The sequence below is a fragment of the Erythrobacter sp. genome, assembly GCF_023653175.1.
Lineage (GTDB): Bacteria > Pseudomonadota > Alphaproteobacteria > Sphingomonadales > Sphingomonadaceae > Erythrobacter.
On record NZ_JAMNXL010000053.1, the window covers coordinates 1 to 19,293 of the forward strand.

Consider the following 19,293-nt stretch of genomic DNA (forward strand, 5'->3'; position numbering starts at 1 on the left):
CGGCGCCATGGCGCTCGCCACGCTGGCGGGCACGCTTGATGGCAACATCAGCAACAGCGGGCGGGTCCAGCTGGTCGGGACGACCACCGGGATCGACCTGGTCTCGCAGGTTGCGGGCGGGACGTTCGAACTGGGCGGGTTCAACACCACCATCACCGGCCTCTCGGGCTTCGGTGAAGTGCAGCTCGGCGGCGCGAACCTCACGGTCAATTCGGCCACCGCTACCAACTTTGCGGGCGTGATCTCGGGCAATGGTAGCCTGACCAAGAGCGGCGCGCAGTCGCTGACTCTGTCGGGTGCGAACACCTTTGCAGGGCAGACCACCATCAATGCCGGCTCGCTGGTGCTTAGCGGGTCGCTGGCGGGCACGGTGCTCAACAATGCCAGCTTCACCAATAGCGGCACGGTGAACGGGCTTGTCACCAACAGCGGCACCCTCTCCTCGAGCGGGACGCTGGCGGGCGGGCTGACCAACAATGCGGGCGCTGGCGCAAGCCTTCGCAACACGGTGAACGGCACCATCACCAACGCGGGCACCATCACGCTCACCGGCAACCTTGTCGGCGGCGCGGCGCTCAGCCAGCAGGCAAGCGGCGCGTTCAACCTTGCCGGCTTTACCGCAACGCTCGGCAGCATCGCCGGCAGCGGCTCGATCGCGCTCGGCAGCGGCGCGCTGACAGTCGGCGGCAACAACACCTCGACCACTTTCAATGGAGTGATCGGCGGCACGGGGCGGCTTTTCAAGACCGGCACCGGCACGCTGACCTTGACGGGAGTCAACGACTACACTGGCGAGACGCAGGTGAACGCGGGCGGCCTGACGCTCGCCGCGGGCGGCGTCATCGCCGGGCGGGTGAGCAACCTCGCGACCTTCACCAACGCCGGAACCGTCTCGGGGGGGGTGAGCAACTTTGGCACCTTCGCCTCGACGGGCACGGTGAACGGCGGGCTGACCCAGTTCGCCGGTGCCAGCGCGACCGTTTCGGGCACGCTCAATGGCGCGATCAACTCGGCCGGCACGCTGGTCATCAACGGCAACCTTGCTGGCAACAACATCCTCACCAACAGCGGCGCGGGCACTGTCCAGGTGCTGAGCGGTGTGAGCGTGACCGGGCTCACCGGGATCGACAATGCCAGCACCGCGGCCAATGGCTTCGCAATCGATGGCAGCCTCCAGACCAGCGGCACCGCGATCAACCGCGCCGGTGCGACCCTGAACGTGGGCCTCGGCGCATCGCTTCAGGCGGCCGGCATGACCAACTTCGGCACCGTGGACAGCAACGGCACGGTGACCAGCGACGTCGCCAACTCGGGCACGATCCAGAACGACTTCAACTGGACCGGCAACCTGACGCAGGGCACCGGCTCCACTACCAACAGCGGCTTGTGGAACGGCGCTTTCCTGATCGATGCGGGCGGGGTCGTGACCAATAACGCAAGGTGGGACAACGCCACCGGCTTCCTCTCGGCGGTCAACAACGGCCTGTTCGAGAACCGCAACCTGCTGCTGGGCGGCGGGGTCAATGTGACCGGCGTCGAGGCGCGGTTCGCCAACCGTGCGGGCGCCACGGCCCAGCTTGCCACCGGCCAGTTCCTGCGGGCCGAAAGCGGCGGCATCATCAGCAATGCTGGCACGATCACCGGCGGCGGTCAGGCCAATGCGGGCGGGGTGATCCAGAACCTTGCCGGCGGCGCGTGGACCGGCTCGTTCAGCGTGGCGGCCACCGGCAGCCTCAGCAATGCGGGCACGATCACCGGCAACATCCTCAACTTCGGCACCTTCTCCTCGAACGACACCGTCAACGGGATGCTGGTCAACGAGGAGGGCGCCAATGCCAACCTCTCGGGCAACTTCCTCGGTGACATCGCCAATGCGGGGTCCGTGTCGCTGACCGGCATCACCAACGGGATCGGCATTCTCGAGCAGAGCTCGACCGGAGCGTTCGATCTCGCCGGGTTCGACACCACCATCGGCGGCCTTTCGGGCAGTGGTCAGGTCTTGCTGCGCGACGGCGATCTCACGGTCCGCACGTCAACCCGGTCGACCACCTTCCTCGGCGAGATTTCGGGCACCGGCGCGCTGATCAAGACCGGTTCCTTCGCACTGTTCTTCGAAGGCGACAACACCTCCACCGGGCTGACCACGGTCAGTGACGGCTCGCTGGTGATCGGCGTCGCGAGCTCGTTTACGGGCTCGGTGCGCAACAATGCCAACCTCATCAACGGCGGCACGATCGGCGGGTCCGTCACCAACTTCGGGACCTTCCTCAACGCGAACCGTATCCTCGGCTCGCTGACCAATAACGGGTCGGTGCAGCTGGCGGGTCAGATCGACGGGAACGTGACCAACAACGGCAGCATCACCAATATCGGCGGTGCGATCGTCTTCGGCCGGTTCACGCAAGGTGAGGAACGCAGCCTCAACCTCGCCGGTTTCAACAGCAGCTTCGGCAGCCTCGCCGGAGAGGGCACGATCGCGCTCGGCAGCGCTTTCCTGACGGTGGGCACCGACAACACCTCCTCGGCCTTCGACGGGGTGATCGGCGGCACCGGCGGGCTGGTGAAGGTCGGCACCGGCACCTTCACGCTGAACGGCGTGAACACCTACACCGGCACGACCTTCGTCAACGCGGGCACGCTGGTTGTCGGCGCGGGCGCTGTGGTGGCTCCGCCGCCGGTCCAGACCCTTGCTCCGGCCCAGACCATCGCTCCGGCCCCGACCCCTGCGCCGGTCACTGCGCGGGGCATGGAACCGGCCATCGCGGGCGGTCCGGCGCATGTCGGCCTCGGCCTGCTTGTCGGCGGCACGTCCGGCATCACCGACGGGCGCACGAGCGTCACCATCGAGCCTGAGACCCTCGCCGTGATCGGGACCGCTCCGGTCATCGCCGATGCCGCAGGCGAGGCGCCCGCGGCACCGCTGACGAGCCTTGCTTCTCAGAATACGATGCTCGCTTCGGCGGTCATCGCAGGCAACGTCGTCAACAGCGCGACGCTGGTCAACAACGGCACGATCCTTGGGATGGTGATCAACAACGCCGGGGCGAACGCCAGCAACCACGGCGTGATCGAAGGCGCGGTGCGCAACGATGGCACGCTCGTCTCGACCGGCACGCTCGGCGGCGGGCTCCTCAACAACGGGCTGGCGCAGATCGAAGGCGTGCTTGATGGCGACGTCATCAACACCGGCACGATCACGCTGACCGGCATCACCACCGGCATCGACATCTTCGAGCAGGCGGCCGGAGCCACCTTCAACCTCGCCGGTTTCGACACCACGCTGGGCGCGATCACCGGAGCAGGGAGCATCACGCTCGGCGCAGGCCGGCTCACCACCGGGACCGACGGGGTCGGCACGGTGTTCGGCGGCGTGATCAGCGGGACGGGCAGCCTTGCCAAGGTCGGCACCGGGCGGCTGATGCTGACCGGCGCCAATACCTACACCGGCGGCACCACCATCAGCGGCGGCGTGCTGCAGCTGGGCAATGGCGGCACCTCGGGCTCGATCATCGGCCCGGTGGTCAACAATGGCGCGCTGGTGATCGATCGCAGCAATGCCTACACCTTCGCTGGCGCGATCAGCGGCACGGGCATGTTCGTGCAGGACGGCACCGGCACCACCACGCTGACGGGCGCCAACAGCTACACCGGCGGCACGCTCATCAGCCGCGGCCGGCTGGTTGGCAGCACCAACTCGCTGCAGGGCCAGATCCAGAACAACGCCGCGCTCGAATTCGCGCAAGGCACCACCGGGATCTTCGCCGGGCAGCTGTTCGGCGCGGGCCTGTTCGACAAGACCGGGCTGGGCCTGCTTGAGCTGACCGGCAACAGCAACGGCTTCACCGGCGGCACCTTCGTGCGCGGCGGCGAGCTCAGGGTGACCGGCCAGCTGGCGAACTCGGTGGTGACGGTGCTCTCGGGCTCGACCCTGTCGGGCAGCGGCACGATCGGCGGACTGGTCGCGAACAGCGGCAGCACCATCGCGCCGGGCGCGAATGGAGCAGGCATGCTCGGGGTCATTGGCGCGGTCAATCTGCAGGCGGGCAGCACCGTCCAGCTACAGATCCGCGCGGGCGGGCCCTCGGATGCGATCGTCAGCAATGGTACAGCGACGCTCGGCGGCACCGCAGCCTTCAGCAATCTCGGCGGGGTCTATGCCTTCAATTCCGAGATCATCCTGCTGCAGGCCGATGGCGGGCGCACTGGCACCTTTGCCAGCGCGACCGGGTTCGAGAGCTTCGGGATCCTCTACCGGCCCGAACTGGTCTACACCGCCACGCAGGCGCGGCTGCGCTTCGCGCCCAACCTGCTGGCGAACATCATCGGCAACACGGCGCTCACCGCCAACCAGCGCTCGGTGGTCAATCGCATCGATGGCGCGGTGACTGCGGGCTACAACCCGCAGCCGCTGTTCAACGTCTATGCCCTGCCGACCGCCCAGCTGCCCGGGGCCTTCGACCAGCTTTCCGGCGAGGTCTATGCCAGCGCTGCGGGCGTCGGCATCGAGCAGGAGCGGCTGGTGCGCGAAGCGGTGCTCGGGCGCGTCAGTGCCGTGGCGATGGCCGCTCGCGGCGATGCTGCGGCCGGCTCGGGCGCGGGCGCCTGGGGCCAGGTGTTCGGCGGCTGGGGCCACGGCGACGGTGACGGCAATGCGGCGCGGCTCGAGGCCGACCGGACGGGCTTTGCCACCGGCATCGACTTCGGCAAGGCCAACGAGAACGGCAGCTGGCGCGCAGGCGTGTTCGGCATGCAGATCCAGAGCGACGTCACCATCGACGCGCGCGGATCGAGCGCCGAGGTCGAGCAGAGCGGCGGCGGCGTCTATGCCTCGTTCAGCACCGGCGGCTTCAGCGCGGCGCTGGGCGGCTATCTGACCTCGGTCGATCTCACCGCCAGCCGCATCATCGCGCTGCCCGGCTTTGCCGAGCTGAACACCGGCGCGACCAGTGGCGAGGGGCGTCAGGCCTTTGCCGAGGTGTCGTACACGATCCCGGCGGGCAAGGGCATGGTGCGCCCGTTCCTCGGCGCCACCATCGGCAGCTTCGATCTCGATGCCTTCACCGAGACCGGCGGGGCGGCGGCGCTGACCATGCGCGAGCAGAGCTATTCGACCGGCACGCTGACCGCCGGGGTCGACGGCATCCTGCCGGTGGGCAAGAGCCTGACCCTGTTCGGCACGCTCGCGGGCCGCGCGCAGCTGGGTGACCGCGATCCGCAGGCGCAGCTGGCGCTGGCGGCCGCGCCGCAGCAGGCCTTCTCCGTGGCCGGGGTGCAGCTCGACGAGGTCGCGCTCTCGGCCCGCCTCGATGCCTCGCTCAAGCTCGGAAAGAATGTCGATTTCTCGGTCGGCTACACCGGGCTGATCGGCAGCACGATCTCCGATCATGGAGCGCGCGCGACACTGCAAGTGCAGTTCTGATCGGGCGCTGACCGGCAGAAGCCACGGCCCGCCTTCCGTCACCCGGAGGGCGGGCCTTCGCTTGTCAGGCGTAGCTCACCATCTCGAATTCGATCCCGTCCCAGTCGAAGAAATAGAAGCGGCGGCCGGGCGCGTAGTCGGCGTGGTTGAAGGGTTCGAGCCCGGCGTCCTTCACGATCCTCTCGGCGGCCTCGAGATCGTCCACCACCAGCCCGACATGGTTGAGCGGCGCGCCCTTGGCATGTCGGGCGGGCAGCGGACCGCCGCGGGTGTAGACGGCAATGTAATCATCCTCCCCGCCGACATGGATCGTCTCCCCGCCAAGCTGCGAGGGGCCGCGCCAGCGGATGTGCCAGCCCATCAGGCGTTCGAGCAGCGCAGCGCTGCGCGCGATGTCGCTAACGGTGATGTTGATATGTTCGAGGCGGGATTGGGGCATGTCTCAAGTCCTTTCGCAAGTTGCCGACCCGCGGCCCGCGAGGGGGCGAATCGATTGACTTGCCCCTTGTGCAATCTCAACCTAACTTGAGATCAAGCTTTATCGCGAGGCTCCGCTTCATGCCCTCTGCACCCCCGCTCCCCCGCCGCCTCAAGCCTTCCGACCTCATCCCCATCGGCGAGATCGCGCGCCGCACCGGGCTCAGCGTCTCGGCGATCCGCTTCTACGAGGCGCGAAAGCTGATCGAGCCGGTGCGCACCGGCGGCAACCAGCGCCGCTTCCTGCGCTCGGACATCAGGCGGCTGTCCTTCATCCTCATCGCCCAGCGCCTCGGGCTCTCGCTGTCCGAGATCGAGGAGGCGCTCGCCAGCCTTCCCCACGGCCGTACCCCCACCGCGCGCGACTGGCAGGCGATCAGCAGCGCGATCCGCCAGACGCTCGACCAGCGCATCGCCGAGCTCGCCCGCACCCGCGACCGGCTCGACGGGTGCATCGGCTGCGGCTGCCTCAGCCTTGAACATTGCGCGATCTGGAACCCGCAGGATCAGCTCGGCGGCGAGGGGCCGGGGCCGCGCAAATTGCTCGGCTGAGCGGCTGTTCAGCGCCAAACCGTTTACCTGCATCGACGAACGGCGTTGCCTTCGATCAATCGCCCGCCCGCTCCCACCAATGCGGCTTTATCGCTGGCAGGGTTGGGCTAGAGTGCAAAGGATTGATCAACAGGGGTCTGCCACACATGCTCGAACTCAGCGGCGTCAGCCACACCTATCCCAACGGCACCAAGGCACTCGACGATGTGAGCCTGTCGATCCCCAAGGGGATGTTCGGGCTGCTCGGCCCTAACGGCGCGGGCAAGTCGACCCTGATGCGCACCATCGCGACGCTGCAGGCGCCGACGCAGGGCACCATCCGCTTCGGCGAGATCGACGTGCTAGCCGAGCCCGATCGCCTGCGCCGCACGCTGGGCTACCTGCCGCAGGATTTCGGAGTCTATCCGCGCATCTCGGCAGCCGCGATGCTCGATCACATGGCGGTGCTCAAGGGCGTCAGCAATGCGGGCGAGCGCAAGACGATGGTCGAGCACCTGCTCAACCAGACCAATCTGTGGAACGTGCGCGGCAAGGCGATCGCGGGCTTTTCGGGCGGGATGCGCCAGCGCTTCGGCATCGCTCAGGCGCTGATCGGCCAGCCTGACCTGATCATCGTTGACGAGCCCACCGCGGGCCTCGACCCGGAAGAGCGCAACCGCTTCCTCAACCTCCTCGCAGGGATCGGCGAGAACGTGGTGGTGATCCTTTCCACCCACATCGTCGACGACGTCGCCGACCTGTGCCCGCGCATGGCGGTGCTGGCAGGCGGCAAGCTGCGGCTGGAAGGCGCGCCGCATGACCTGATCGCCTCGACGCGGGGGCGCGTCTGGCAGAAGACCGTCCACCACACGGCGCTCCCCGACATGCAGGCGCAACACGAGGTCATCTCGCACCGCTTCTTTGCCGGCGACATCGTGGTCCATGTCCTCTCCGACACGCAGCCCGAAGGCTTCGCGCCGGTCAGCGGGGGGCTCGAGGACGTCTACTTCGCGACCCTTGCCGAAACCCGCCGCGCGCCCGCGCACGCAGCGTAAGGGAGGGCCGGACCAATGCTAACTGCACGCCTCGCCGCGTTCGAAATCCGCTACCAGCTCAAGAACCCGGTGTTCTGGGTTTCGGTCGCGATCTTCTTGCTGATGGGCTTCGGCATTTCCGCCAGCGACAATGTGAGCTTCGGCTCGCCCGGAGCCGTCAACGAGAATTCGCCCTTCACAATCAGCATCGCGACCGCGGTCTTCTCGATCTTCTACCTCTTCGTCATCACCGCCTTCGTCGCCAACGCCGTGGTGCGCGATGATGTGACGGGCTTTGGCCCGATGATTCGCGCAACCCCGGTGGGACGCACCAGTTTCCTGGCCGGACGCTTCCTCGGCGGGCTGGTGATCGCGATCCTCGGCTACGTGGCGATCCCGGTGGGGATCGCTGTGGGCGCGGCGATGCCATGGGTCGATCCCGAGACGGTCGGCCCCAACAGCCTTGCGCTCTACCTGTGGCCCTTCCTCGTCATCGCCATTCCCAACCTTGTCCTGTCGTCGGCGCTATTGTTCGCGCTGGCGACGATGACCCGGTCGATGCTGGCGAGCTATATCGGCGTTGTCGTGCTGGTGATGGGCTATCTCACCGTGCCGCTACTGCTCGGCGATGATCCGAGCTGGCAGGGCCCGGTCGCGCGCTACGAGCCGCTCGGCACCGGCGCGATTTTCGAGGTTTCGCGCTACTGGACGTCGGCCGACATGAACAGCAAGGCCCTCCCGCTCGAGGGCAACCTGCTGTTCAACCGCGTCTTCGTGCTGGTGCTGTCGGCGCTGTTTCTGGGCCTGGCATGGTTGCGCTTCAGCATGACCGAGCGCGCGCCCTCACGCTGGCGGCAGCGGCGGCTGGCTCGCCAAGCGGCCAAGGCGGAGAAGGCTGGAAGCGTTCCGCCGCGCACGCTCACCGCGCCCGTTACCCGGAGCTTCGCCACCGGCCATGCGCTCGCCACCTTCTGGGCACGGCTCAAGACCGAGGTGCGGATGGTGGCCAAGAGCCCCGGCTTCCTCGTGCTGCTGCCGCTCGCGATCGGCTTCACGATGGTCAACCTTGCTTTCTCGCAAACGACCTTCGGCACGCCGTCCTACCCGCTCACCGCGACCGTCATCGGCGCGGTCGTCGGCAGCATGACACTGTTCAGCATCATTATCGCTGTGTTCTACGGCGGCGAGCTGGTGTGGCGCGAGCGCGACGTGAAGATCGGCGAAATCATCGACGCCACCCCCGTCCCGGCCTGGACGATGTTCGTGCCCAAGATCCTCGCGATCTTCGTGGTGCTGCTCGCCATGGCACTGTCGGCGATGTTCACCGGCGTGCTCTTCCAGCTCGCCAAGGGCACGGCGAGCATCGACCTCGGCCTCTATCTCACCGCCTATGTCATCCCGCAGAGCATCGACCTGTTGATGGTCGCGATCCTCGCGGTGTTCTTCCAGGTGCTCAGCCCCAACAAATATGTCGGCTGGGGCCTGTTTCTGGTGTGGTTCGTGGTCCGGATCGTGATGGGGAACATGGGCTACACCAACATCCTCTACAACTATTCCGGCACCCCGTCCGAGCCGCTCTCCGACATGAACGGCACCGGCGGCTTCTGGGTCGGCGCGGCGATTGCACGGGTCTATTGGGCGTGCTTCGGGGTGGTGCTGCTGGTGTTTGCCCACTGGGCCTGGCCGCGCGGCACGGTGGTCGCGGTGGTGCCGCGGCTCAAGGGCGTCGCCAGGCGTGCCAGCCTTGCCTCGGGCGGGATCGCGCTCGCCGCGATTGCCGGGATGGTCGGCACCGGGATCGCCATCAACCACAATATCAAGGAGTTGAACCGCTACGAGACCTCCGACGAGGCCGAGGCCCGGCTCGCCGAATTCGAGCGCAAGTACCTCAAATATGCGAGCCTGCCGCGCCCGGTGGTGACCGATGTCGAATTCGTCATCGACATCGATCCCGACGCCAAGCGCTTGAAGGCCACGGGCCACTACCTGATGCGCAACGACAGCGGTCAGCCGATCACCGAGCTTCATATCCGTCAAGGCGATGAGGGCGCGAAGTTCACCCGCCTCGAGGTTGCCGGGGCCAAGCTCGCCAGCTTCGACGAGACGCATTTCTACCGCATCTACCGCTTTGCGACCCCGCTCGCGCCGGGCGCGGTCACGCGGCTTGATTTTGCCACCGACATCTGGCGGCGCGGCTTTGCCAATCGCGGGGCGGCGACCGACATCATCGACAACGGCACCTTCGTGAACAATTTCACCTTCGCGCCGATCATCGGGATGGACCGCAACCAGCTCTTGCAGGACCGCACCGCGCGCCGCCGTCAGGGGCTTCCGGCCGAGCTGCGTATGGCCAAGCTCGAGGACACCTCGGCACAGGTGCGCAACTATATCGGCGCGGACTGGGTCAATTCGAAGATCACCCTCTCGACCGCGGCCGATCAGGTGCCGGTCGCCCCGGGCGACAAGATTTCTGACGTGGTCAAGGATGGCCGCCGCATCGCGGTGTTCCAGTCGCCTGCGCCGATCCTCAACTTCTTCTCGGTGCAATCGGCGCGCTATGCCGTGGCCGAGGAGATGGCCGGGCCCGTGCGCCTCAGCGTCTATTATGATCCCAAGCACGCCTGGAACGTGCCCGCGATGCAGAAGGCGCTGAAGACGTCGCTGGCCTATTACCAGCGCAATTTCGGGCCTTACCAGTTCGGCTATGCGCGGATCATCGAGTTCCCGGGTTACCAGAGCTTCGCGCAGGCTTTCGCGGGCACCATGCCCTATTCCGAAAGCATCGGCTTTGCCGCCGACGTGCGCGATCCCGAGACCATCGACTACGTCACCTTCGTCACCGCGCATGAAGTCGGCCACCAGTACTGGGCACACCAGATTGTCGGCGCGGACTTGCAGGGGCAGACGCTCCTGTCCGAAACCCTCGCCGAATATTCAGCGCTGATGGTGATGAAGGAGCTCTATGGCGAGGACAAGATCCGCCGCTTCCTCAAGTTCGAGCTCGATCAGTATCTCGGCGGGCGCAAGGGCGATGTCCTGCCCGAACAGCCGCTGCTGCGGGTCGAGAACCAGCAGCACATCCACTACAACAAGGGCGGGATGGTGATGTATCTGCTCCAGCACCGGATGGGCGAGGATGCGGTCAACCGCGCGCTGTCGCGGCTGGTGGCGAAATACCGCTTCAAGGGTGCGCCCTATCCGCGCAGCCTCGATCTGATCGCCGAGCTGCGCAAGGAGGCCAAGACGCCGCAAGATCAGGCGCTGATCACCGACCTGTTCGAGAAGATCACGATCTATGATCTGAAGGCCAAGGAAGCGACCTCAACCAAACGCGCCGAAGGCAAGTGGGTGACCCGCATCACTGTCGAGGCGGGCAAGTTCTATGCCGATGGCAAGGGGGTGGAAACGCCCGCCAGCCTTGCAGAGAACATCGAGATCGGCGCCTTCACCGCGCGGCCGGGCACTGGGGCCTTTGCCAAGACCAATGTCCTGTCGATGAGCCGCATGCCCGTGCGCGGGGGCAGTCAGGTGATCGAGATCGTCACCGCGCAGAAGCCCGCCTTCGCCGGGGTCGATCCTTACAACTTCTACATCGACCGTGATGCGGATGATAATGTGGTGGCGGTGAACTGAGGCCTTGCTCCCCTCCCTTCGGGGAGGGGAGAATGCAGGCCTAGGCTTCCGGCCCCAATTCCGGATCGAGATCGCGGGGCCGCGCGAAGTGCACCAGCTCGGCGCAGTAGCGCTTCAGCTCGCTCCAATGCGCGATGTCGCATTCGAGCACGGCGTAGGCCGCGGTCGGGAATTTGACGACCGCCTCCTTGAAGAGCGCGTTCTCCTTGCCCGGCGCGACCAATTCGAGCAGCACGTCCTGAAGGCCCGGATTGTGCCCCGAAATGAGGATCGTCTTCGCCTCGTCATCGCCGCTGCCCGCATGCGCCTCGATCGTCTCGACGATGCTGTCGAAGCTGGCGAGGTACAGCCGCTGGTCGTAGATCGGCGCAAGTTCGGGCAGCGCGCCCTCGAGCGTCAGCTTCACGCGGACCGCGGGGCTGGCGATCAGCCGATCCCACTTCACCCCGTGGTCGCGGATATGCTTGCCGATCAGCTCAGCGCCCTTCTTCCCGCGCGCGTTCAGCCCGCGATCGAAATCGCGCTGGCTGGTGTCGTCCCAGTCGGACTTGGCGTGGCGCAGGATGCCGAGAATCTTCATGGCTGAAAGGCTTCTCCCGTTGGCGCCGACAGCTTGCCCACAACACCAGCCGCGACGCGTTGTAAAGCCTCATCGAGCGTCACGCGCAGTACGGGGGTGCCCTTGGGAAAGGCGCTGAGCAGCCGCGAGGGGAAGGCGGGGGAGAGGACGATGAAGTGGCCCGCATCATCCTTGCTGCGGATCAGCCGCCCGAAAGCCTGCGCGAGGCGGGCGCGGATGATGCGGTCGTCATAGGCGCTGCCCCCTCCTGCCAGCCGCCGCGCCTTGTGGAGGATGTCGGGGCGCGGCCAGGGCACCTGCTCGAGCACCACGCACCTCAGCGAGTGGCCGGGCACGTCCACGCCGTCCCTCAGCGCGTCGGTGCCGATCAGGCTGGCACGCGGATCATCGCGGAAAATGTCGACGAGGGTGCCGGTGTCGATCGGGTCGACATGCTGGGCATAGACGGGGAGGCCTGCGCGGGCGAGCCGGTCGGCGATGCGGCCGTGCACCGCGCGCAGGCGGCGGATCGCGGTGAACAGGCCGAGCACGCCGCCGCCTGACGCCTCGATGATCCGCGCATAGGCTCCGGCCAGCGCAGGCAGATCGCCCTTGGCGATGTCGGTGACGATCAGCACCTCGGCGCGGCCCGCGTAATCGAAGGGGCTCTCCGCCGCCGAGAGCAGCGGCTGGGCTTCGACATGCGCCGCGCCCGAGCGCTGGATCGCGCTAGACCATTTCTCGTCGGGCGCATCGGCATCGGTGGTGCGGTCGGTGAGCGTCGCGCTGGTCAGCAGCACGCCGTGGGCGGGCTCCAGCACCACGCGGGCGAAGGGCTTCATCGGATCGAGCCAGCGGCGGTGGATCGCCACGTCGAACTCGCGCGCGTCGGAGCGGTCGACCGCGAGCCAGTCGACGAATTCGGGGTCGGCGGGGCCGCCCAGCCGGTCGAGCAGCGATTCCCACGCGCTGAGCAGATCGATCCGCCACGCCAGCGCAAAGCGCGCGCCCTCGATCCGCGCACGGCCCTGCGCGTCGAGCCAGTCGGGCGGTTCGGCGAGGATCGCCTCCAGCCGCCCGCCCAGCCTGATCAGCGGCACGCGGATGCTGGCGAGGGCTTCGGAGGCCGCGCCCGCCGCCTCGATTACTTCGCCCGGCAGCCCCGCCGCCTCGGTCTCGATCCCGTAGCCCGCCTCCTGCCCGCCGCTCTCGTCGCGGGCATAGGTCGCGGTGCGCACCGCGGCGAGCAGGGCTTCCAAGGGGCCGAAGGGGCTGTTCTCGGCAAGGCGCTGGAGCCAGCCGTCGGACGGGAGCAATTGCCCCGCCTTGCACGCCGCAGCAATCGCCTCCGCGCCCGCATCGTCATAGCTGGCAATATCGGCGAGCCTTGCGGAAAGCCCCCGCCGCCGCCCGCGCGCCTCGCGTTCGGGGCCCATGATCCAGCGGCGCAATTCGATGGTTTCCTGCCCGCTCAGAGTGGCGGCGAAGGTCGAATCCGCGGCATCGAAGACATGGTGGCCTTCGTCGAAGATCAGCCGTGTCGGGCGCTGGTTCGGATCGCGCGCGCGCGCTGCATTGACCATCACCAGGGCGTGATTGGCGATCACCAGATCGGCCTGCGCCGAATCCCGCGCGGCGCGCTCGATGAAGCATTTGCGGTAATGCGGACACCCGGCATAGATGCACTCGCCGCGCTGGTCCGTGAGCGCGGCGATCCCGCGCTTCCTGAACAGCGTGCCCAGCCATCCCGGCAGATCGCCGCCGACCATGTCGCCGTCGCGGGTATAGGCCCCCCAGCGCGCCACCAGCTGCGCAAGGATCGCCGGGCGGCCTGCGAACCCGCCTTGCAAAGCGTCCTCGAGATTGAGGAGGCAGAGGTAATTCTCGCGCCCCTTCCTCACCACCACGGGCGGGGTGCCATCGGCACGCTTGACCGGCCAGGCGCGGCGGCTCTCGGCGCGCAGTTGGCGTTGCAGGTTCTTGGTGAAGGTCGAGACCCAAACCGTCCCGCCCGCCTGCTCGGCCCAGACCGAGGCAGGCGCGAGATAGCCCAAGGTCTTGCCGATCCCCGTTCCCGCCTGCGCCAGCGCCAGATGCGGGCGGCCGGGAGCGGAGCGCGGTGCGAAGATGCGGGCAACCTCCTGCGCATAGGCGCGCTGGCCCTCGCGCTGCTCGGCTCCTTCTCCGGTGAGCCGCGCGAGCTGCGCCTGCACCGCCTCGGCGCCGAGTTCCACTTGCCGCGGGGCAGGGCGCTCGCCGGTCTCTTCCCATTCGGGCAGCTTGGCGAACAGCCAGCGTTCGGCCTTCTCGGGCTTGGCGATGCGCGGGCGCAGCACCTGCGCCCACGGCCAGCGCAGGCGCTCCAGCGATTGCACCGCGCTCCACGCCCCTTCGCGCTCGAACCATTCGGGGTCCTGACACGTTGCCACCAGGGCGCCCGCCGCACGCTGGAGCATCTCGGGCACTGCAGCGTCATTCTCGGGCACGGGGAGCCCCAAGGCCTCGGCCAGCCCGCGCGGGGTCGGCACGCAGAAGCGCGCGGGATGGATGAAGGCGAAGGCCTCGAGCAGATCGAGCCCCGAGAGATCGGGATAGCCCAAGCGGCTCGCCACCAGCGGCGCGTTGAGCAGCAGCACCGGGGTGTCGGCGGCGGCCATGATCGCATCGCCCTTGGAGACTGCCTGCGTCGCGCCTCCGCCGGCGCGCAGCCAGTGGCCGCCGTGGCTGGCGTGCAAGGCCGGCAGGGGGAGCGGATCGGGGAGGGTCACACGCGCTTAGATGGGCGAGGGCTGCGGCGATGTAAACGCCGCGCGCTGCGGCTTTGCCCCGCTGGCTGTCCTACAGCGGGCCGATGGCGTAGAAGAGTGCCAAGCTGCAAAGGCAGCCCTTCGCAAAAGGCCTCGTTCCCATGTCCGTCCGCTTGCAAAATGCGCCTTTAAAGTTCTGTTTTTCAGTCTGAAAAAGCCTTGTTGGAAAAGTGACACGCTGTAATCTTTGTCACCTTCCCAACTGCCATTCTAGGCTTGCAAGCCGCCTTCCGCCCCGTAAAAGCCGCCCCACCATGACGATAACCCAAGATGCCCTCATCGCCGCAGCGCAAACCTCCAAGGCCTGGCCCTTTCAGGAGGCGCAGCGCCTCGCCAAGCGGCTGCCGGACGGCAAGCCCGGCGGCGTGCTGTTCGAAACCGGCTACGGCCCCTCGGGGCTCCCGCATATCGGCACCTTTCAGGAAGTGCTGCGCACCACGCTGGTGCGCCGCGCCTATGAGACGCTGACCGGTCAGCCGACCCGGCTGGTGGCGTTCAGCGACGACATGGACGGCCTGCGCAAGGTGCCCGACAACGTGCCCAACAAGGCGCTGCTCGATGCCAATCTCGGCAAGCCCCTGTCGCGCATCCCCGATCCCTTCGAAAGGTTCGAAAGCTTTGCTGCGCACAACAACGCGATGCTGCGCGATTTCCTCGACCGCTTCGGATTCGAGTATGAATTCGTCAGTTCGTCCGCTTGCTACAATGGCGGCAAGTTCGACGATGCCCTGCGCGGGGTGCTCGCGAACTTTCAGGCGATCCTCGACATCATGCTCCCGACCCTCGGAGAGGAGCGGCGCAAGACCTACTCGCCCGTCATGCCGATTTCGCCGACCACCGGCGCGGTGTTGCAGGTGCCGATCGTAGTGGTGGACGCCGCGGCCGGGATCATCCGCTTCACCGACGAGGACGGCAGCGTCGTCGAGCAATCGGCGCTGGGCGGCATGGCCAAGTGTCAGTGGAAGGTCGACTGGGCGATGCGCTGGGTGGCGCTCGGCGTCGATTACGAGATGTATGGCAAGGATTTGACCGATTCCGGCATCCAGTCGGGCAAGATCGCCCGCGTGCTCGGCGGCAACAAGCCCGAAGGCCTGATCTACGAGCTGTTCCTCGATGCCAAGGGCGAGAAGATCTCCAAGTCCAAGGGCAATGGCCTCTCGATCGAGGAGTGGCTGCAATATGGCAGCCCCGAGAGCCTCGGGCTTTACATTTTCGCCAATCCCAAGAGCGCCAAGCAGCTCCACGCCGGGGTGATCCCCAAGGCGGTCGACGATTATTGGCAGTTCCGCAGCGGCATTCCCGCGCAGGACGCCGACAAGCGGCTCGGCAATCCGGTCTGGCATCTGCTGCGCGCGAATGAGCGCCGCGAGGGCGCCGAGGCCCCCGGAGCGGGCGAGGCGCTGGCGGTGCCGTTCAGCCTGCTGCTCAACCTCGTGGGCGTGCTCGGCGCAGGCGCGACGCGCGAGGCGGTGTGGTCCTATCTCGGCAATTATGTCGAGGATGCCGACCCTGCCGAGCACCCCGCGCTCGATGCGCTGGTGGACCGGGCGCTTGCCTATAACCGCGATTTCGTCGCTTCGACGCTGGAGAAGCGCGCACCTGCGGGCGGGGAAGTGGCGGCGCTGAAGGCATTGGACGCGGCGCTCGAAATGGCCGACCCCGCGACCAGCGCGGAAGACTTGCAGACCATCGTCTACGAGATCGGCAAGATCGAGGAGTTCGGGTTTGAGTCCCTGCGTGACTGGTTCAAGGCGCTCTACGAAACCCTGCTCGGCTCCGAGCAGGGCCCGCGCATGGGCAGCTTCATCGCCCTCTACGGCATCGCGCCCACCCGCGCGCTGATCGCGGAGGCGCTGGCCAAGGCATGACCTGTCCGTGACCCGCCGCGACTCCGATCCGCGCGATCTCGCCCGCGAGTTGCTGGGCCGCGATTACGACGATCTCGGGGCGGATGAGCAGCGGGTCTTGGAGCATGTCGCGGCGGGCAGTTTCACCGGCCGCGACGCGGACGAACTGGCGCAGGCCCACGCCACCTGGGGCAACCGGCTCGCCGACCGCGTGGCGATGGTGGGGGGAAGCTGGGGCTTCATCATCGCTTTCGGCGTGGTGCTGGTGGTGTGGGCGGCGCTCAACAGCGGGGTGTTGAAGGCGCTGGGTGTGAAGCCCTTCGATGTCTACCCCTTCATCTTCTTGAACCTGATGCTCTCGATGCTCGCTGCGGTGCAGGCCCCGATCATCCTGATGAGTCAGAACCGCCAGTCGATGAAGGACCGCATCACCGCGCGCCACGATTACGAGGTCAACCTGCGCACCCAGCTCGAGATCCTGCGCCTCGCACGCCGGGTCGAGGCTCTGGCGGCGGATGTGCGGGTCATTGCCGGGAAGGAGGCCGGGCCGGGTGGGAGCGGGTAGCCGCCGCTCAATGCCCTTTCATGGGCACTTCGTCGGCACCTCGTCGCCGCCTCATACCCACGTCATCGCCACCTTCTTGTGCGGTACCACTTGGTGATGATGTATTTCGCCCCCGCCTCCACGGGGGTTCCGGCATGGAGCGTCGCCTCGTTGGGGCGGCCGTTGGGCAGGGCATTGTTCCACAGCAGGAGCACACCGGGGGTGGGGGCGATATTGATGCCGAGCAGGGTGAAGGCGGTCGCGCCGCCTGCCTCTACCGGATTGAGATAGGCCATCGTCGTCCAACTGCGCTGCCCGCCGCGCTGCTCTTCGCCGGGCCAGTAGCTTTCGGAGGTGTAGAACCAGTCATTGTGCGGCTTGAACTCCTGCCCCGGCAGGTAGCGCTGGCCCTGGATCGGCTCGCCAAAGGACTTGGGCACGCCCAGCACCGCATCGATCCGCGCCGAGATGGCGGCAACGAAGGGGTCGTGGAAGTCGAGATCGCTCGAGAAGGAGGTGCGAAAGCCGCTCGCATAGTCGAGCTCGTGCAGCGCCGAGGGCTTGGCGACCTGGTCGATCATGGCGCAAAGCCGCCCGCACTCTTCGCCCGCCAGGAAGCCGCCGATGGCATAGAGCTCGATCCGCTCGTCGGGCACGCGGTAGATCCCCGGCATTGCCCCCAGCCGCGCACGCACCGCCGTGCCGAGCCGGGCGAGGGCGTTCTGGTCGGGGGCAGGGGCGGGGGCAGGCGTGGGAGCGGTCATCGTGGCCCAAGCCTAGCAAGCCCCGGTGCGGCGGCGCAAGCGGTCCGCACGCCTCTTGCGGGACGGAGCAGCGCTGTTAGGCTGGGTGCCATCGGGGGATCATCGGAAGGACAATCATGAGCCTCAACGCCAGAACTAGATACTCGGGCCTTGCCATGCTGCTGCACTGGCTGATCGCGGTGCTGGTGATCGTGCAATGGCGGATCAGCGAGACGGCGGAAGAAGCGCCGACGCGCGAGGCGGGCGGCGAGATCATGGCCAACCACTTCGCGCTGGGCGTGGTGATCTTCGTGCTGGTCGCGCTGCGGCTGGTGTGGCGGCAGGTCAGCCCGCCGCCGCCGCCTGTCGTCGGTCACGCCCCGTCGGAGCGGGCTCTGGCGGCCATCGTCCACTTCGCCTTCTACGCGCTGCTGCTGGTGATGCCCATCGCCGGGTGGATCGCGCTCTCGACCTTCGGGGAAGCGATCAGCGTCTGGGGCCTGTTCAGCCTGCCCGTGCTGCCGGTGCCGCAGAACCCCGACCTCGGCGAGACCATCTTCGAGCTTCACGGGGCCTCGGGCATCGCGCTGCTGGTGTTGGCTGCGGTCCATACGCTGGCCGCGCTCAAGCACACTGTCAGGGACAAGGACGGCACGCTCTACCGGATGCTGCCCTTCGGCACGGCGCGGGGCTGAGGCCGGACAAGAGAAAGCCCCGCCGGATCGCTCCGGCGGGGCCGTCCCTTTTCTGGCGAAGACCTACCAGAAGAAGTCGTGGATCACGTCTACGACCTCGCCGGTGTAGATATCGACGAGCACCACATCGTCATAATACCGGACCCACTGGTAAGGTCCGTAGACCGGCGGGAGGCGGTAGGCCCACGGGTCGCTGATGAAGAAGCGCGGCTGGAAGAACAGGCTGTCGAGATAGAAGCCGATGCCCACCCGGCTGTAGCGGTGGCTGCGGAACGGCGCGTAGTACGGGCCGGGGCGGAAGGCGAAGCGATTGCCGCGGCGGAAATCGTTCCAGTCATAGCGACGGTTGTCGCGCCAGCGGTTGTCCCAGCGACGGAAGTCGCGGCGGTCCCAACCCGGACGCCCGTTCCAGCCCCAGCGCCAGTCGTCCTGACGCCAGCCCCGGCGGTCGCCGCGCCAGCCGTCACGGCGGTCACGATCACCACGCCAGTCGCCGCGGCGGTCGTCGTCGCGGCGCCAGTCACCGCGCTGATCGGCCCGGCGCGCGTCGCGGGCGATGTCGCCGACCTGGCCTGAGAAACCACCGCCACCCCGGCCGTCACGGCCGCTGCGGGCTCGGATGTCGCCGACGCGTCCGTCACCCCGGCGGTCGTCGACCCGGTCCGCACGGCGGTCGCCGCGGTCTTCGATGCGGTCGGCGCGGGTATCACCGCGATCCTCGATGCGATCGGCGCGCCGGTCGGTGCGGCGGTCGACCTGCTGGGCAGCGCGATCGCGGCCGCGCCACTCGAGCCGGCGCGCCTCGGCATCGCCGCGCTGCTCGACACGGTCGGCGCGCTGCTCGAAGCGGCCGTCGACCCGGTCTGCGCGCCGTTCACTGCGCTGGTCAATGCGGTCGGCGCGCTGTTCGCGCTGGGCCTGCTGCTGGGCCGCTCGGACGCGGTCGGCGACCTCGCCGCCGAAGCCGCGCGATGCGGGCCGCGCCGGTGCGGTCTGCTGAACCG

Annotated in this window: 12 protein-coding genes; 7 read left to right on the top strand and 5 right to left on the bottom strand. The window is 67.5% G+C overall.

Going from position 1 to position 19,293, the window contains the following annotated elements:
• Positions 1–5,419: autotransporter domain-containing protein (locus NBV68_RS08055; RefSeq protein WP_296308664.1), on the top strand; the 5,419-nt coding region annotated here is incomplete at its 5' end.
• A gap of 64 nt (positions 5,420–5,483) precedes the next feature.
• On the opposite strand, the gene NBV68_RS08060 is transcribed toward NBV68_RS08055, so the two are convergent.
• A complete protein-coding gene (locus tag NBV68_RS08060) occupies positions 5,484–5,858 on the bottom strand; it encodes a VOC family protein (protein WP_296308666.1) in 375 nt (124 codons plus the stop codon).
• Between the two features lie 119 nt (positions 5,859–5,977).
• Here NBV68_RS08060 and soxR point away from each other — a divergent pair, with 119 nt between their 5' ends.
• The 3 genes from soxR (at position 5,978) to NBV68_RS08075 (ending at position 11,094) form a co-directional block, all read left to right on the top strand.
• Entirely contained in the window at positions 5,978–6,448 is a 471-nt protein-coding gene (gene soxR, locus NBV68_RS08065) for a redox-sensitive transcriptional activator SoxR (protein WP_296308669.1), read from the top strand.
• Between the two features lie 146 nt (positions 6,449–6,594).
• Entirely contained in the window at positions 6,595–7,482 is an 888-nt protein-coding gene (locus NBV68_RS08070; RefSeq protein ID WP_296308671.1) for an ABC transporter ATP-binding protein, read from the top strand.
• 15 nt (positions 7,483–7,497) lie between these two features.
• On the top strand, positions 7,498–11,094 hold the full coding sequence (locus NBV68_RS08075; RefSeq protein ID WP_296308673.1) for a M1 family aminopeptidase: 3,597 nt from the start codon (positions 7,498–7,500) through the stop codon (positions 11,092–11,094).
• A gap of 40 nt (positions 11,095–11,134) precedes the next feature.
• Here NBV68_RS08075 and NBV68_RS08080 read toward each other — a convergent pair whose 3' ends face one another.
• Together NBV68_RS08080 and NBV68_RS08085 are read right to left on the bottom strand one after the other, a co-directional pair.
• Positions 11,135–11,674, bottom strand: a complete 540-nt coding sequence (locus NBV68_RS08080; RefSeq protein ID WP_296308674.1) for a histidine phosphatase family protein — start codon at positions 11,672–11,674, stop codon at positions 11,135–11,137.
• The gene (locus NBV68_RS08085; RefSeq protein ID WP_296308681.1) at positions 11,671–14,310 is read right to left on the bottom strand and encodes an ATP-dependent DNA helicase; all 2,640 of its coding nucleotides are present in this window, start codon (positions 14,308–14,310) and stop codon (positions 11,671–11,673) included. The genes NBV68_RS08080 and NBV68_RS08085 overlap by 4 nt, the downstream gene beginning before the upstream one ends.
• 404 nt (positions 14,311–14,714) lie before the next feature.
• On the opposite strand from NBV68_RS08085, the gene NBV68_RS08090 reads away from it, so the two are divergent.
• Together NBV68_RS08090 and NBV68_RS08095 are read left to right on the top strand one after the other, a co-directional pair.
• A complete protein-coding gene (locus NBV68_RS08090) occupies positions 14,715–16,328 on the top strand; it encodes a lysine--tRNA ligase (protein WP_296308676.1) in 1,614 nt (537 codons plus the stop codon).
• Positions 16,329–16,335: 7 nt separating this feature from the next.
• Positions 16,336–16,872 (top strand): DUF1003 domain-containing protein, encoded by a 537-nt coding sequence (locus tag NBV68_RS08095; protein WP_296308677.1) that lies wholly within the window; start codon positions 16,336–16,338, stop codon positions 16,870–16,872.
• A 62-nt stretch (positions 16,873–16,934) separates the two neighbouring features.
• On the opposite strand, the gene NBV68_RS08100 is transcribed toward NBV68_RS08095, so the two are convergent.
• The gene (locus NBV68_RS08100) at positions 16,935–17,615 is read right to left on the bottom strand and encodes a 2OG-Fe(II) oxygenase (protein ID WP_296308678.1); all 681 of its coding nucleotides are present in this window, start codon (positions 17,613–17,615) and stop codon (positions 16,935–16,937) included.
• 116 nt (positions 17,616–17,731) lie between these two features.
• Between NBV68_RS08100 and NBV68_RS08105 the strand changes: the two genes are divergently transcribed.
• Positions 17,732–18,289 carry a cytochrome b gene (locus tag NBV68_RS08105; protein ID WP_296308679.1) on the top strand — a complete coding sequence of 186 codons (558 nt, stop codon included), beginning with the start codon at positions 17,732–17,734 and terminating at the stop codon, positions 18,287–18,289.
• A 63-nt stretch (positions 18,290–18,352) separates the two neighbouring features.
• Here the strand turns inward: NBV68_RS08105 and NBV68_RS08110 are convergent.
• On the bottom strand, positions 18,353–19,293 hold a 941-nt coding region (locus NBV68_RS08110), incomplete at its 5' end, for an RcnB family protein (RefSeq protein WP_296308680.1).